The organism is Bradyrhizobium sp. HKCCYLRH3059 (genome assembly GCF_051168035.1).
GTDB lineage: Bacteria > Pseudomonadota > Alphaproteobacteria > Rhizobiales > Xanthobacteraceae > Bradyrhizobium.
Map to the genome: position 1 here is coordinate 1,372,865 of NZ_JBNPUF010000001.1, position 14,863 is coordinate 1,387,727.

Annotated in this window: 12 protein-coding genes; 7 read left to right on the forward strand and 5 right to left on the reverse strand. The window is 66.1% G+C overall.

Features of this window, described 5'->3' with window-relative positions; translation table 11 throughout:
* Positions 1-26 precede the first annotated feature (26 nt).
* Genes ACQR13_RS06280 through ACQR13_RS06295 form a run of 4 tightly spaced genes read left to right on the forward strand, consistent with a single transcriptional unit; the run spans position 27 to position 3,889 of the window.
* Positions 27-986: an ABC transporter permease gene (locus tag ACQR13_RS06280; protein WP_315713883.1), complete on the forward strand. Its 960-nt coding sequence runs from the start codon at positions 27-29 to the stop codon at positions 984-986.
* Positions 952-1,893, forward strand: coding sequence for an ABC transporter permease (locus ACQR13_RS06285; RefSeq protein WP_315826014.1), 942 nt, complete (start codon positions 952-954; stop codon positions 1,891-1,893). The genes ACQR13_RS06280 and ACQR13_RS06285 overlap by 35 nt, the downstream gene beginning before the upstream one ends.
* Entirely contained in the window at positions 1,893-2,891 is a 999-nt protein-coding gene (locus ACQR13_RS06290) for an ABC transporter ATP-binding protein (RefSeq protein ID WP_315826015.1), read from the forward strand. Before ACQR13_RS06285 ends, ACQR13_RS06290 begins: the two co-directional genes overlap by 1 nt.
* Complete coding sequence (locus tag ACQR13_RS06295; RefSeq protein WP_315713886.1) at positions 2,891-3,889, forward strand: ABC transporter ATP-binding protein; 999 nt, start codon at positions 2,891-2,893, stop codon at positions 3,887-3,889. The genes ACQR13_RS06290 and ACQR13_RS06295 overlap by 1 nt, the downstream gene beginning before the upstream one ends.
* 16 nt (positions 3,890-3,905) lie before the next feature.
* Here ACQR13_RS06295 and ACQR13_RS06300 read toward each other — a convergent pair whose 3' ends face one another.
* A complete protein-coding gene (locus ACQR13_RS06300; RefSeq protein ID WP_316204503.1) occupies positions 3,906-5,891 on the reverse strand; it encodes a cache domain-containing protein in 1,986 nt (661 codons plus the stop codon).
* Positions 5,892-6,056: 165 nt separating this feature from the next.
* On the reverse strand, positions 6,057-7,913 hold the full coding sequence (locus ACQR13_RS06305) for a feruloyl-CoA synthase (protein WP_434862670.1): 1,857 nt from the start codon (positions 7,911-7,913) through the stop codon (positions 6,057-6,059).
* Between the two features lie 288 nt (positions 7,914-8,201).
* Here ACQR13_RS06305 and ACQR13_RS06310 point away from each other — a divergent pair, with 288 nt between their 5' ends.
* Positions 8,202-8,681 carry a MarR family winged helix-turn-helix transcriptional regulator gene (locus tag ACQR13_RS06310; RefSeq protein ID WP_315713889.1) on the forward strand — a complete coding sequence of 160 codons (480 nt, stop codon included), beginning with the start codon at positions 8,202-8,204 and terminating at the stop codon, positions 8,679-8,681.
* 163 nt (positions 8,682-8,844) lie between these two features.
* On the opposite strand, the gene ACQR13_RS06315 is transcribed toward ACQR13_RS06310, so the two are convergent.
* The gene (locus ACQR13_RS06315) at positions 8,845-11,724 is read right to left on the reverse strand and encodes an EAL domain-containing protein (protein ID WP_315713890.1); all 2,880 of its coding nucleotides are present in this window, start codon (positions 11,722-11,724) and stop codon (positions 8,845-8,847) included.
* Positions 11,725-11,893: 169 nt separating this feature from the next.
* On the reverse strand, positions 11,894-12,892 hold the full coding sequence (locus ACQR13_RS06320; RefSeq protein ID WP_316169478.1) for an NAD(P)H-quinone oxidoreductase: 999 nt from the start codon (positions 12,890-12,892) through the stop codon (positions 11,894-11,896).
* Between the two features lie 87 nt (positions 12,893-12,979).
* Between ACQR13_RS06320 and ACQR13_RS06325 the strand changes: the two genes are divergently transcribed.
* Together ACQR13_RS06325 and ACQR13_RS06330 are read left to right on the forward strand one after the other, a co-directional pair.
* Positions 12,980-13,171 carry a DUF1192 domain-containing protein gene (locus tag ACQR13_RS06325; protein ID WP_315713892.1) on the forward strand — a complete coding sequence of 64 codons (192 nt, stop codon included), beginning with the start codon at positions 12,980-12,982 and terminating at the stop codon, positions 13,169-13,171.
* 614 nt (positions 13,172-13,785) lie between these two features.
* Complete coding sequence (locus ACQR13_RS06330) at positions 13,786-14,298, forward strand: DUF1465 family protein (protein ID WP_315713893.1); 513 nt, start codon at positions 13,786-13,788, stop codon at positions 14,296-14,298.
* A gap of 159 nt (positions 14,299-14,457) precedes the next feature.
* Here the strand turns inward: ACQR13_RS06330 and rpmE are convergent, their stop codons facing one another.
* The gene (gene rpmE, locus ACQR13_RS06335; protein WP_012046762.1) at positions 14,458-14,685 is read right to left on the reverse strand and encodes a 50S ribosomal protein L31; all 228 of its coding nucleotides are present in this window, start codon (positions 14,683-14,685) and stop codon (positions 14,458-14,460) included.
* Positions 14,686-14,863: the final 178 nt, after the last annotated feature.

The following is a 14,863-nucleotide window of genomic DNA, read 5'->3' on the forward strand; positions in this document are numbered from 1 at the left end:
CAGCCAGACATTGTAGGGGTGGAGCGATGGGAAACTATCTTCTCAGGCGCCTCATCGTCGCTGTGCCGAGCCTGCTCGGCATCAGTCTCATTCTGTTCGTGCTGCTCGCGCTGGCACCGGGCGATCCATTCGGCGAGCTCGCGAGCAACCCGAACGTGCCGCCCGAGGTGCGCGAGGCGCTGCGCATCAAGTTCGGGATGAACGATCCCGTGCTGTTGCGCTATGTCCACTGGCTGGTCGCCATGTTCCAGGGCGACTGGGGCTTCTCCTTCGCCAGCCGCGTCAACGTCGACACGCTGATCCTGCAGCGGATACCGACCACGCTCTACGTGGTCGGCACCGCGCAGATCCTGGCGCTGGCGGTGGCGCTGCCGGTGGGCGTGCTCGCGGCGCGGCGGCCGTATTCGATCTTCGACCAGATCGCCAACACCTTCGCCTTCATCGGCTTCTCGCTGCCGACCTTCTTCACCGGCCTGTTGCTGATCCTGATCTTCAGCGTCAATCTCGGCTGGCTGCCGTTCGTCTATCGCGCCGACCTGCAGGCGACCGGCTGGCAATGGTGGTGGGAGAGCATCAAGCAGGCGATCATGCCGGTCATGGTGCTCGGCCTCTACCAGGCGGCGTCCTATACGCGCTATGTCCGTTCCGCCGTGCTCGACGTCATCAAGCTCGACTACGTCACGACCGCGCGTTCCAAGGGCCTCGACGAGCGCAAGGTGATCGTCAAGCACGTCGTGCGCAATGCGCTGATCCCGGTGGTGACGCTGGTCGCGCTGCAGATGCCGACGGTGTTCGGCGGCGCCATCGTCACCGAGCAGATCTTCCGCATTCCCGGCATCGGCTCGCTCCTGATCAGCGCGATCCTCGCCAACGATACGCCGGTCATCATGGCGGTGACCTTCGTGTTCGCCTGCCTCGTCGTCCTCTTCAACCTCATCGCAGACATTCTGTATGGCTGGCTTGACCCACGCATCTCCTTCCGTTGAGACGGTGCCGGTCGTCGCATCGCCCAAACGGCGTTTCTCGCCGGGCCGCGACGCGCTCCGCCGCTTCCTCCGTCACCGCCTCGCGGCGGCCAGCATCGTCGTGCTGCTGCTGCTCGCGCTCTCGATCCTGCTCGGCCCGTGGCTGTGGCGGATTCCGATCAACGAGATCGACTTCACGGCACGCCTCGCGCCGCCGTCCTGGGAGCACCCGTTCGGCACGGACGATCTCGGCCAGGATCTGCTGGCGCGCATGATCTATGGCGGCCGCATCTCGCTTGCGGTCGGCTTTGCCGCGATGGGCGTGGCGCTGTTCGTCGGCATTCTCGTCGGTGCGATCGCCGGCTCGGCCAAGGGACCGGTGGATGCCGCGCTGATGTGGCTGACCGATCTGTTTCTGTCGCTGCCGCAACTGCCGCTGCTGCTCCTGATCATCTATTTGTTCCGCGATTTCCTCAAGGGCTGGCTCGGCCCGGAAGGCGGCGTGTTCGTGCTCATCGTGCTCGTGATCGGCGGCTTTCGCTGGATGCATGTGGCGCGTCTGGTCCGCGCCCAGTTCCTGTCGCTGCGCGAGAAGGAATTCGTCGAGGCGGCGCGCGCGCTCGGCGCCTCCAACACCCGTCTCGTCGTTCGCCACATCCTGCCGAACGCGCTGGGGCCGGTGATCGTCGCCGGCACCATCGACGTCGCGGCCGCGATCATCGCGGAATCGACGTTGTCGTTCCTCGGTCTCGGCTTCCCGCCGGACATTCCGACCTGGGGCCGGCTGCTGTTCGACGCCAAGGACTATCTCGACATCGCGCCGCATTGGGCGCTGTTCGCCGGCGGCGCGATCTTCCTCACGGTCATCGCGATCAACTTCATCGGCGATGGCCTGCGCGATGCGCTCGATCCGCGGAAGGTGATGTGATGGACGCGCGCGTAGCTCCGCTGCTCGAGATCAAGGGGCTGAAGACCTATTTCAACACCGACGAGGGCGAGGTCCAGGCCGTCGACGGCGTCGACATCTCGATCGGCAGCGGCGAGACCCTGTGCGTGGTCGGCGAGTCCGGCTCCGGCAAGACCGTCACCGCGATGTCGGTGCTGAAGCTGATCGCGATGCCGCCCGGCCGCATCGCCGGCGGCCAGATCCTGTGGCAGGGCCGCGACCTGGTGCCGCTCGGCTCGTCCGAGATGAACAAGATCCGCGCCAGCGAGATCGCGATCGTGTTCCAGGAGCCGATGACCTCGCTCAACCCGGTCTACACCGTCGGCGATCAGATCGCCGAGGTGATCCGGCTGCATCAGGGCCTGTCCAACAAGGCGGCGATGGATCGGGCGGCCGAGATGCTGGCGCTGGTGCAGATCCCCAATCCGAAAGCCCGCGTGCACGACTATCCGCATCATTTCTCCGGCGGCATGCGCCAGCGCGTGATGATCGCGATGGCGCTGTCATGCAATCCCAAGCTCCTGATCGCCGACGAGCCGACGACGGCGCTCGACGTCACGATCCAGGCGCAGATCCTCGATCTGCTGCTCGACATGAAGGAGCGGCTCGGCATGTCGATCATGCTGATCACCCACGCGATGGGCGTCGTGGCCGAGGTCGCGCAGCGTGTCGTGGTGATGTATGCCGGGCGGGTCGCGGAGGAGGCGCCGGTCGAGCGGCTGTTTGCCAATCCGCGCCATCCCTATACGCAGGGCCTGATCCGCTCGATCCCGCGGATCGATCTCGACGCGGTCAGGAAGAGCCGGCTGGAAAGCATCCCCGGCAGCGTGCCGAAGCTGGTCAATCCGCCGGAGGGCTGCCGCTTCGCCTCTCGCTGCCGCTTCGCCATTCCCGATTGCAGGACCGCGCAGCCTCTGCTGCGCGAGATCGAGCCCGGCCACAAGGTGGCGTGCATCCGCGCCGAAGAGACGTTGCTGTGATGACCGAAGCTGCCATTGCCACCCCCGTCGTACCCGCGCCGCTGCTCAGCGTACGCAACCTGACCAAGGCGTTCCCGATCCGGGGCGGGCTCTTGAAGCGCCAGATCGGCAGCGTGCGGGCCGTGGACGGCGTCAACTTCGACATCGAGCCGAGCGAGACCTTCGGCCTCGTCGGCGAGTCCGGCTGCGGCAAATCGACCACCGGGCGCTGCGTCCTCCGGCTGATCGAGCCGAGCTCGGGCGAACTGAATTTCGAGGGCAAGGACGTCATCGCGCTGTCCGGCGAAAGCCTGCGCGCGCTTCGCCGCGACATCCAGATCATCTTCCAGGACCCCTATGCCTCGCTCAACCCGCGCATGACCATCGGCGCCATCATCGGCGAGGCGCTGACCATCCATGGGCTGGCGACCTCACGCCAGCAATACGAGGCGCGCATCGTTCATCTCCTGGAGACCGTCGGCCTGCAGGCCGACCACATGACGCGCTATCCGCACGAGTTCTCGGGCGGCCAGCGCCAGCGCATCGGCATCGCGCGGGCGATCGCGGTCGAGCCCAAGCTGATCATCTGCGACGAGCCGGTGTCGGCGCTCGATGTGTCGATCCAGGCCCAGGTCATCAACCTGCTCGAGGATCTGCAGCAGAAGTTCGGCATCGCCTATCTGTTCGTCGCCCACGACCTCTCGGTCGTCGAGCACATCAGCCGCCGCGTCGCGGTGATGTATCTTGGCCGCATCGTCGAGACCGCGCCGTCACGCCAGCTCTATTCGACACCGAAACATCCCTACACCGAGGCGCTGCTGTCGGCGGTGCCGATCCCGGATCCGAGTGTCAAGCGCAAGCGCGTGCGGCTCAAGGGCGAGGTGCCGAGCCCGATCAATCCACCATCGGGCTGTCACTTTCATACCCGCTGCCCGATCGCCAAGGACGTCTGCAGCAAGGAAGTGCCGCCATTGAAGGCAAGCGCCGAGGGGCATCTCGTCGCCTGCCATTTCCGTTGAGGCGGAGATCGGCGCGCTACGCCGCCTGACGGTCCGAGACCAGCGCCGTCAGCCGCGCCGATTGCTCCGGGGTCAGTGCGAACTGGACCAACGCGGTGCGGTCGCCGACGCGGGTCACGGTCCCCGGCAGAGCGGACACCATGCCGGTGATGGCAAGCGTCACCGACGTGTTCATCGTCAGACGAACCGGAACGGCTTCGAGCAGGGCGCCGCCGAGCGAGAGGTTGCGCACGGTGACAGGGATCGCTTCGCCGTTCACCTGCAGCGTGCCCGGGCGGTTGATGTTGAGCCGCGTCGACAGCCGGCGATCGACGTCGGCAGTCGACGTCCGGATCACCCGCACCAGTTCGGTGCGCAGCCGCTGCACCTTGTCGGCGACAACAGTCGAGCCGTCGCGGATGTCGGTCGAGCGCCGGCCGGCCTCGCTGGCTTCGCGAGAGACCTCGGCGATCTGGCTGGCGACCTCGCGCGCGGCGGCGGACGTCTCCTCGACCGTGCGCGAAATCTCGATGGTCACGCTGTTCTGCGCCTGGATCGCATCGGCAATGCCGGAAGATACGGCTTCGACGTTGCGGATGACTTCGCCGATCGCCCCGATCGAGGTGACCGAGGCGCGGGTCGAGTCCTGAATCTCGGCAATCTGCTGCGCGATCTCGCTGGTCGCCTTGGCGGTCTGCTCGGCGAGCGATTTCACCTCGGAGGCGACGACCGCAAAGCCGCGGCCTGCATCGCCGGCCCGGGCGGCCTCGATGGTGGCGTTCAGCGCCAGCAGGTTGGTCTGGCCGGCAATCTCGCTGATCAGGCTGGTCACGGCGCCGACCTTGTCGGCGGCTTCCGACAGCTTCGCGATGGTGGCCTGGGCGTCGGACGAGGCGGCAACGGCCTTGCGCGTGAGCTCGCGCGACGAGCTGACCTGGCTGGAGATCTGCGAGATCGAGGCGGCGAGCTGGGCCGACGCCTTGGCGACCGTCTGGGTGGTGGCGAGGGCCTGCTCGGCCGCCGCCGCAACGCTGCTCGAGTTGCGCTCCAGCGTCAGCGCACTGTCGGTCATCGACTTGGCATTGTCGGCCATGTGGCCGGTTCCCTGCGCGACCTCGCCGACCGCGCTGCTGGCGGCCTGCTCGACGGCTTCGGCCATCTCCTGCAGCGCCTTGGTCTTGATGCGCTCTGCGACCTGCCGCTGCTCGTCTTCGAGCATCGCGGTCTGCCGCGCCTTCTCCTCGGTCTTCTGCCTGAACTGCTCGATCGAGCGCGCCATGTCGCCGAGCTCGTCGCTGCGGTTCTGGCCCGGCAGTTTGATGTCGAAGTTTCCATTGCCGAGCTCGGTCAGCGCGCCGCTCATCGCGGCCAGCGCCGACGACATCCGCCGCGCGATGATCAGCGTGATCGATCCGATGATCAGCATCACCAGCATGGCGGCAATGAACACGCTGCGCTTGCTCTCCCACATCTGGGCTTCGAGATCGTCGACATAGACGCCGGTGCCGATGATCCAGCCCCAGGGCTCGAAGCCGGCGACATAGGACATCTTCGGCTGTGGCGCATCCTTGCCGGGCTTCGGCCACATGTAGTCGACGACGCCGGCGCCCTGGCGCTTGACGACGTCGACCATTTCGACGAACAGCCGCTTTCCGGTCGGGTCCTTGTTGTCAGCGAGGTTCTGACCATTCAGCTCCGGCTTGATCGGATGCATGACCATCTTCGGACCCATGTCGTTGATCCAGAAGTAGTCACCGCTGCCGTAGCGCAGCTTGCCGATCCGCTCGGCCGCCTTCTTCTGCGCGACCTCGGGCGCCACCTTGTCGCGCGCGATCGCATCATATTCCTCGCGGGCGATGCTGACTGCCGTCTGCGCCAGATGGCTCAGCTCGCTCTGCCGCTGATCCTTGAGAGCGGTCTCGAGGTTCTGGCTCTGCGTTGCGGCGAGCCCCACCAGTCCACAGAACGACAGGCCGATGATCGCGTAGATGCGGAAGGCGAGAGAGAAACGCGGCTGAGCCATGGGGCGGTCCGGGCAAATGAGGGAGCTAGATGCGAGTGATTTTAAGGATTCGCAGTTGATGCCCGGTTAAGTGTGGATGGTAACCAATTGCCGCACTCGCGAGGCGTTCCCGTAGTAGTACGGGCGCCGTCTTGTGAGTGAGTTGAGTAGTTGCGTAGTTCTGGGTCAGGACATGTCGGGCCTGATCAGCTCGGTCGCGGTTTCATCCTTCAGTCGTGCGACCAGATCGGCGCGGCGGGTGAGCACTGCGCGCTGGTTGATATAGCCCTTGTCAGTGATCTCGCCGGCATCGAGCAAGGGCGGCTCCGCCATCAACAGCGCACGGGTCGCATAGCGCGACGAGCCGACCGCCTCGGTGCGAAGCCTGGCCAATCCTCGCGCGATGGCGGTGCGCACCGACGGATGCGCCAGAACGTCGCCGGCCGGGACGGCCTCGGTCATCCCGGCAGCGCCGCGGCACGCTGCGATGTTGGGCACGATGAGAAAGTGCACCTCGTCGGTGCCGTGGCCGGCGATCACGATGTCCTGCGCCAACGGCGCCAGCGCCGCGATGCCGGCGACGCGCAGCGCGCCGACGTTCACCCATGTCCCGGAGCTGAGCTTGAAATCCTCGGTGATGCGGCCGTCGAAGAACAGGCCGCGCTCCGGATGCTCGGGATCTGCAAGCTTCACGGCGTCGCCGATCTTGTAGAAGCCCTCCTCGTCGAAAGCCGCGGCCGTGAGCTCGGGCGCCTTCCAATAGCCCGGCATCACGTTCGGCCCGCGCACGCGGACCTCGAGCTTCTCGCCGGTCGGCACCAGCTTGAGCTCTGTGCCGGGGATGGGCACGCCGATGTTGCCGGCGCGCTCGGCGAAGAAGTGGCAGTCGGTCGCGAGCGGCGATGTCTCGGTGGCGCCCCACGCCGACACCAGCGGTGCAGGGCGGCCGATCGTGGCCCGGCTCATCTCGTTGAGCGCATCCCACAGATTTTGCGGCAAGGCCGCGGCCGCATAGAGGATGCACCTGACGCCGGAGAAAAATCTGCGGCGCAGATCGTCGTCGGACCTGAGTGCCGCGACCAGCATGTCGAAGCCGCGCGGCACGTTGAAATAGATCGTCGGCACCAGGCTGCGCAGATTGGCGAGCGACGTCTCGAACAGGCCCGGCGCAGGCTTGCCGCCGTCGATGTAGATCGATCCGCCGTGGCTCAGCACCAGGTTGAAATTGTGGTTGGCGCCGAAGGTGTGACTCCATGGCAGCCAGTCGACGATGACGGGGCCGCCCTCGACCTCGCGCAGGAACGTCCACAACTGCGCCTTGGCCTGCTGGCTCATGGTCAGCATCCGGTGCGTGTTGATCACCGCTTTCGGCTGCCCGGTCGAGCCGGAGGTGAACAGCAGCTTGGCCACCGTGTCCGGCGTGACCGCGGCGAAGGCGCGGTCGACCTCCGGCCCGGGCTTTGTCGCGAGCAGGGCCTGCAGCGACAGCGCGCTCGTTGCATCGCCGTCGCCGGCGATGACCGTCGCCCGATGCAGGCCGTCGACGGCGGCGAGCGCGCGCGCGAACGGCTCGCGCTGGGCGACGAAGATGGCGCCGGGATCGAGCAGACGGATCATCGCACGCAGCTTCTCGTGGTCCGTCGACATCAGCGAATAGGCCGGGGAGATCGCGCAGACGGGGATGCCGACGTGCTGCGCGGCGAGCGCCAGCACGGCATGGGCGATGCTGTTGTCGGAGAGGATCGCCAGCGGACGCTCGGGACCGAGGCCCTGCGCGAGCATCCAGGCCGCGGCGGCGCGGACCTGCATCAATGTTTCGCCGTAGGTGAGCCAGGTCCAGTTGTCGCCACGACGTTCGGCCAGGAACGTGCGATCCGGGAAATGGCGGCCCCAATGCTCCAGCCATTCGCCGGTGCAGCGCGCGGCCGGCTGCAGCGGCATGCGCGAGCGCAGGATGATCGCGCCGTCGTTGCGCCTGACAGCCTCGATCGACGGCTTGGCGAACATCGCAGGCTCGGAGGCGCGGCGTTCTGCATCAGCCATGGCGTGTCTCCGGGATGCGGGAGGTGATCGCTGAAGCTGCAGTGCGGGAGGAACACGCAGCGCGGCGGGCGCCGCGATCGGGTGCAATGCGCTGCCGCATTGCGGTTGCAGTGCAGGCAACCGTCGCCATCGATGACGGCATGCGTTTCCCTCCCATGTTGTATTCGTTGACCGCGAGACTAACAGAATGGTTGTACTTTGCAATTATTGTGGATGTGACCGATTGGAGCGGCTTGCCCCTGCGACGGCATCGGTCTAGGCAGGGATGCCTCATGTCAGCGAGCCAGCATGCCGAAGAGCGCGAGCACCGGAGCGCAGCGAGACGCAACCAGCCAGGATTCCGGGATCGGTCTCGGTGAGCTCGAGAACCATCTCGGCTATTTCGTCCGCCGCCTGCAGCACTGGATTTTCCGCGACGTCAACGCCGCGCTCGCGACGATCGACCTCGACGTCATCCTCTATTCGATCCTGGAGACGATCGCGGCCAATCCCGGCGCCGCGCAGATCGCGATCGCCGGCGCGCTGGGCATCGAGCGCGCGCGCATGGTCGCGCTGCTCGACGACCTGCAGCAGGCCGGCCTGATCGTGCGCGAGCGCTCCGAGCACGACCGCAGGGCCCATGCGCTCGGCCTGACGCCGCGTGGCCGCCTGATGCTCAAGAAGGCCAATGCACTGGTCGCCGCGCACGAGAAGCGGGTGGCACGCCGGCTCGGGGGCGACAATTATCGCCGCGCGCTCACGGCGCTGTCGCAGTTCGAGACGGACTAGGCTCGTCGCGAACGGGCCATGTCGCGAGCCTTCTGCCCCGCAAGCACGCATCGGTCATCACTCACACGGCACCCTTTACGCGGTACCGCGGTAAATCTACCTCAAACGAAGCAAAATGAAAGATGCATCCTGAGGCTGTTGCCGTCCTGGATGCATTGCAGCCTCAGCTCGCCGCTTCCAGCCGCTCTTCCGTGAGAAGCCGCATCGCGGCGTCGGCGTCCATCGGCTCGCCGAAGGCGTAGCCCTGGGCGTATTCGCAGCCGAGCTGATAGAGCTCGACGGCATCGGAGTCGGTCTCCGCGCCTTCCGCCACCACGTCCATGCCGAGGTCGTGCGCCAGCGCGATGATCGATTTGAGGATGACGGGACGGGTGCCGCGCGCGGTGGTGCGCACGAACGACTGGTCGATCTTCAAGGTGTCGAACGGGAAGCGCTGCAGATAGGCCAGCGAGGAATGGCCGGTGCCGAAATCGTCGATCGACAGGCCGACGCCGAGCTCGCGGATGCGCGCCAGCATCTGCGCGGCGTGCTCGGGGTTTTCCATCACTAGCGATTCCGTCAGCTCGATCTTGAGCGAGCCGCGCGCCACCGAAGAGCGCGCCAGCACCGAGCGGATGTCGTGGATCAGGTCGTGGCGCAGGAGCTGGCGGGAGGAGACGTTGACGCTGGCGAAGATCGGCTCGCGCAGCCGTGTCGCGCGCTGCCACACCGAGAGCTGCCGCGCCGTCTGGTCGAGCACGAAGGTGCCGAGATCGACGATCAGGCCGATCTCTTCCGCGATGGTGATGAACTCGATCGGCGACATCCGGCCGAGCTTCGGATGGTCCCAGCGTGCCAACGCCTCGAAGCCGGCGATCGAGCGATCCTCCAGCCGCACGATCGGCTGGTACAGGATGGTGATCTCCTGGCGCTCGATCGAGCGGCGCAGCTCGCTCTCCAGGGTCAGGCGGTCGTTCTTGCGCGCGCGCATCGCCGGCTTGTAGACGTCGATGCGGTCGCCGCCGATGCGCTTGGAATGATACATCGCAAGCTCGGCATCCTTGATGATGTCCTCCGACAGTTGCGTCTGCGGATCGGACAAAGCGAGGCCGATCGAGGCGGTCAGGAAGATCTCGCGCTCGTTGAAGGCGATCGGCGCGCGGATGGTCTTGCGGATGGTCTCGGCGAAAGCGGTGATGCGGGCGGGGTCCTGCTCGGACAGCAGGATCAGGCCGAACTGATCGCCGGCCAGCCGCGCCAGCGTGTCCTGGGGTTTGAGGATGCGCGACAGCCGCCGCGCCAGGGTCAGCAGGATGGAATCGCCGACCGCGATGCCGACGGAGTCGTTGACCTGCTTGAAGCGGTCGAGATCGATCACCATCAGGGTCGGCCGCATGGCCGGCATCGACTTGGCGAAATTGGCGACGGCGGCAAGACGGTCGATGAACAGCTTGCGGTTGGGCAGGCCGGTCAGATTGTCGTGCACGCTGTCGTGGAGCAGGCGCTCCTCGGCATTCTTGAACTCGGTCACGTCCGTCAAGGTGCCGACCACGCGCGAGACCTCGCCGTCGGAGCCGACCACGGGGCGCGCCTTCAGTGCGAACCACATGAAATGGCCATCGGGCGTGCGCAGCCGGAAGTCCTGCACCAGGCGGCCGCGGCGCTGGTCGAGGACACTGTCGAGCGCGGCGCGGAAGCGGTCCTGATCGAGCGGATGCAGCACCTCGAGCCATTTCGCGGCCGGGCCTTCGAGCGTGCCGCGCTTGAGGCCGAGCAGGCTCTCGGTCTCCGGGCTGGTGAACACCTTGTCGGCGGAGACGTCCCAGTCCCAGATCAGGTCGCCGGAGCCGGCGAGCGCCAGCGCGCGGCGCTCGACGTCGGAGACGATGCCGGTGGTGGCGCCGCCGCCGGCGAAGGCGTGCTGCATCACCGTAAAGCCGATCAGCATCACGATCAGCACGAGGCCGCCGAGCAGCGCCGGGCCGACGATGTCGTTGGTGACCTGGCCCGCGACCGTCATGCCGGCGGCGGCGACCCACACCGTGAGCAGGAACCAGGTCGGGATCAGCAGCACCGCGCGGTCGAAGCCGTGGCTGGAGAGATAGACGATCAGCGCAAAGCCCAGCACGGCGATCAAGAGCAACGACATGCGCGCGATGCCCGAGGCCACCGCCGGGTCGAACAGCGCCACCGCGACCAGCGAGCCCAGGAAGAACAGCCAGCCCAGCGTGATGTGCGAGTAGCGAACGTGCCAGCGCGACAAATTGAGATAGGCGAACAGGAACACCAGCAGGGTCGCGGCGAGGATCGCCTCGCCCGCCGCGCGCCAGACGCGCTCGGCATTGTTCGACATGTCCAGGACCTTGCCCCAGAAGCCGAAATCGACGCCGATATAGACCAGCACCGCCCAGGCCAGCGCCGCGGCCGCCGGAAACATGATACTGCCCTTGACCACGAACAGGATCGTGAGAACGAGGGCGAGAAGACCGGAGATGCCGATCACGATGCCCTGGTACAGCGTGAACGAGTTGACCTTGTCCTTGTAGGCCTCGGGCTCCCACAGATAGAGCTGCGGCAGCTTGTCCGTGCGCAGCTCGGCCACGAAGGTGACGACCGAGCCCGGATCGAGGGTGACGCGGAAGACGTCGGCGGTCGGACTCTCCTGCCGCTCCGGCAGGTCGCCGACCGAGGGCGTGATGGTGGCGATGCGCGACAGGCCGAGATCGGGCCACAACACGCCGGAGCCGACCACGCGGTAGTGCGGTGCCACGATCAGGCGGTCGAGCTGGTCGTCGGTGTTGTTGGCCAGTGCGAACACGATCCAGTTCTGGCCGCCCTCGCGCGCCCGCACCTCGATGCGGCGGACGATGCCGTCGGTGCCGGGCGCGGTCGAGACCTGGATGCGGTCGTTCTCGCTGCGCTGATGATCGAGGATGCCCGTGAGGTCGATCGCAGGCGCGTCGCTGCGAACGCTGACGGCGTCAACGGCCTGAGCGGGGGCAGCGGCACCACACATCACGAGGCCCAGCGCCGCCAACGACGCGAGGCACCTGATCAGACGCAATGTCAAATCTCCGCGTTCGACACCAATCCAAAGCGAAACAAGCCAAATCGAAAGAGGTCGTCGCCGGGCTAATTGGAGCCGTTCCAGGCACGGTTCAGCTGTGCGCGATCATTGGCACGAAAGCGAGGAGAATCAAAGAGTTTCCAAACACGCTGTGTTTAGACTGCGCCTAGATTTCCAACACAATTTTGCCAATATGTTGGCTCGTCTCCATGCGTGCATGCGCTTTGGCTGCATCTGCGAGGGGAAAGGTCGAGTCCATCAATGGCTTGATGCGGCCCTCGCGCAGGAACGGCATCACCTTGGCCTCGATCGCCGCCACCATCGCCGCCTTGTCGGCGTTGCTGCGCGGGCGCAGCGTAGATCCGGTATGGGTCAGGCGCTTCACCATCAGCTTGACGAAATTGACTGACGCCTTGGGGCTGGCGAGGAAGGCGATCTGGACGATGCGGCCATCGGTGGCCGCGGCGTCGTAGTTGCGCTCGATGTAGTCGCCGCCGACCATGTCGAGGATGACGTTGGCGCCCTTGCCGCCGGTCGCTTCCTTGACCGCGGCGACGAAATCCTCCGTCTTGTAGTTGATGGCGCGGTCGGCGCCGAGCTTCACGCAGGCGTCGGCCTTGTCCTGCGAGCCGACGGTGACCAGCACCTTGGCGCCGAATGCCTTGCCGAGCTGGATCGCCATGGTGCCGATGCCGGAGGAGCCGCCATGCACCAGCAGGGTCTCGCCAGCCTTCAGGCCGCCGCGCTCGAACACGTTGTGCCAGACCGTCATCAGGGTCTCGGGCAGGGCGCCGGCTTCCAGGAGGGACAGCGCCGGCGGCACCGCCATCGCCTGCGCATCTTGTGCGATGCAGTATTGCGCATAGCCGCCGCCGGCCACCAGGGACATCACGGTGTCGCCGAGCTTGTGCCGGACGGCGCCCTCGCCGAGCGCCACGACCTCCCCGGCCACTTCCAGCCCCGGCAGGTCGCTGGCGCCGGGCGGCGGCGGATAGCTGCCGGAGCGCTGGGCGACGTCGGGACGGTTAACGCCGGCGGCCTTCACCTTGATCAGGATCTCGCCGGGGCCGGGCTTGGGCACGGGCCGGGTTTCCGGCTTGAGCACCTCGGGTCCGCCCGGCTGGCTGATGGCGACCACGGTCATTTGCGCGGGCAGCTGTTCCATGAGAAATCCTTCGGCGAGGGCTGAAAGCGGGTGCTGCCGCGTGCTTAAGCCAGCCGGGGCATGGCTGGCAACCGGGAGGAGGGTGAGATGGCGAACGAGGACGACGATCGGCCCCGCAAGGCCGTTTCGCACGAGATCGGGCAGGATCTGTCGATGCTGTCGGTCGAGGAGCTGACCAGCCGGGTGGCGCTGCTCCGGGCCGAGATCGAGCGCATCGAGCAGGCGGTGGCGAAAAAGCGCGCCTCGCGTGATGCCGCCGCCAGCATCTTCAAGTCGTGAACCTCGCAGCCGTAGAAACGCGGTCGGCCAGTGGCCGACATGGCTAACGAAGATTGAAAAATTTTCGCCATTTACGGTTGATTAAGCTTTCGCGTTTACAACCGGAACCGTCCTCGTTTGGACACCGAGTGGCTCCTGTCCACTCTGTTTGACGCCTCCCTGTTATCAACTTCAAAGCCGCCGGAAACGGCGGCTCTTTTTTTGCGCCCGCGCCGAGCCGGGCGAACCGGGCGGTCGCCCGTGGCGCGCTCCCCCATGCGCAGGCGGCGATCGTGGAACGAACGTCGTGCCGGCTCATTGCGCCCGTGCCGGTCTTCGGTCGCCAGCAGGTCAGGCGCGAAAATCCTGTGCGCCGCGGCAGGCGTGACGATCCTCGTTTCGACGACTGCAAACTATTGCCGTGATCATGGTTGCTAGTTGAGCTGATCGTGCGACTCGGCCGCGATCGGCCGTGTTGCAGTCGCAAATGGTACGAGGGCACGGCATGGCCCACGCCGTGGAAACCATAAAAGGCGTTGCTGCTGGACTCTCGAAACCGGCCGCGCAATGATTTGTTCATCATACCGGCGACGTTGCCGGGTTGCGTAAACAGTCGCGTTTAAGAGGCGTTAACCATGTCGGACCGTTTGCTGGGCGATGGCGCTCTGGTTCAGTTCAACGAGCGGCTCACCAATTCTGCTGCATTCGGCGCGCTGTTCCGGGAAGGCATGGATCTGGTCGAGGAGACCGCCGCCTATCTCGATGGCGACGGCCGCAACGAGGCCAAGGCGCTCGACCGCGCCGTCAGCCTGACCTACGCGACCGAGAGCATGCGTCTCACCACCCGCCTGATGCAACTGGCGTCCTGGCTGCTCCTGCACCGCGCGGTGAAGGAGGGCGAGATGACCCTGAGCCAGGCCAACCGCGAGAAGACCAAGGTCAAGCTCACCGCCGCAGATCCCGGGCCGGATGATCTGCTGGAGAAGCTGCCGCAGCAGCTGCAGAGCCTGATCTCGCGCTCGATGAGCCTGCAGGTGCGGGTCCGCCGGCTCGACTCGACCATTCATTCCCCGCCGCCGGACCAGAGCGCGATCGGCAATCCGCTGGTGCCGCATCTCAACCGGCTGAAGGCCGCGTTCGAGCAGTAGGCCCCGGCATCGGGCGGCCCCCGCCGGGGCCGCTCCCCCAGCCGAAGGTCTCGTTGCGACCAGCTCAGAAACAAAAACGCCCCCGTTTCCGGGGGCGTTTTGCTGTGAGCTCTCGATCAGGCGCAGGCCAGGAAGGCCGGTGCCGAGGGCAAGAAGGCATCAATCCTTCTTGAGGAAGCCCTGGAACTTCTTCTGGAAGCGCGAGACACGGCCGCCGCGATCCATGATCTGCTGGGTGCCGCCGGTCCAGGCCGGGTGCGACTTGGGGTCGATGTCGAGGTTGAGCTTGTCGCCCTCTTTGCCCCAGGTCGAGCGGGTCTGGTACTCGGTGCCATCGGTCATCACGACCGTAATCGTATGATAATTCGGGTGAATGTCGGCTTTCATGGCTGATCCTACGGCACGATGCGAAGACATGATGCGACGCGGCCGCGCCTGATCCTGTCGTCACTGAAGGGGGACAATTGGCGCGCTCTATAGCCCAAGGTTCTGCCCAAAACAAGCCAAGGTCGCGGATGAACACCTTGGTACGTTTCCGGATTTGCCAAGCCCGGCCCGGCGGGCC

Excerpts from the sequence above, each read along its gene's own strand:
- ACQR13_RS06280 (WP_315713883.1), top strand. The coding sequence starts at position 27 with ATGGGAAACTATCTTCTCAGGCGCCTCATCGTCGCTGTGCCGAGCCTG.
- ACQR13_RS06285 (WP_315826014.1), top strand. The coding sequence starts at position 952 with ATGGCTGGCTTGACCCACGCATCTCCTTCCGTTGAGACGGTGCCGGTC.
- ACQR13_RS06290 (WP_315826015.1), top strand. The coding sequence starts at position 1,893 with ATGGACGCGCGCGTAGCTCCGCTGCTCGAGATCAAGGGGCTGAAGACC.
- ACQR13_RS06295 (WP_315713886.1), top strand. The coding sequence starts at position 2,891 with ATGACCGAAGCTGCCATTGCCACCCCCGTCGTACCCGCGCCGCTGCTC.
- ACQR13_RS06300 (WP_316204503.1), bottom strand. The coding sequence starts at position 5,891 with ATGGCTCAGCCGCGTTTCTCTCTCGCCTTCCGCATCTACGCGATCATC.
- ACQR13_RS06305 (WP_434862670.1), bottom strand. The coding sequence starts at position 7,913 with ATGGCTGATGCAGAACGCCGCGCCTCCGAGCCTGCGATGTTCGCCAAG.
- ACQR13_RS06310 (WP_315713889.1), top strand. The coding sequence starts at position 8,202 with ATGCCGAAGAGCGCGAGCACCGGAGCGCAGCGAGACGCAACCAGCCAG.
- ACQR13_RS06320 (WP_316169478.1), bottom strand. The coding sequence starts at position 12,892 with ATGGAACAGCTGCCCGCGCAAATGACCGTGGTCGCCATCAGCCAGCCG.
- ACQR13_RS06325 (WP_315713892.1), top strand. The coding sequence starts at position 12,980 with ATGGCGAACGAGGACGACGATCGGCCCCGCAAGGCCGTTTCGCACGAG.
- ACQR13_RS06330 (WP_315713893.1), top strand. The coding sequence starts at position 13,786 with ATGTCGGACCGTTTGCTGGGCGATGGCGCTCTGGTTCAGTTCAACGAG.
- rpmE (WP_012046762.1), bottom strand. The coding sequence starts at position 14,685 with ATGAAAGCCGACATTCACCCGAATTATCATACGATTACGGTCGTGATG.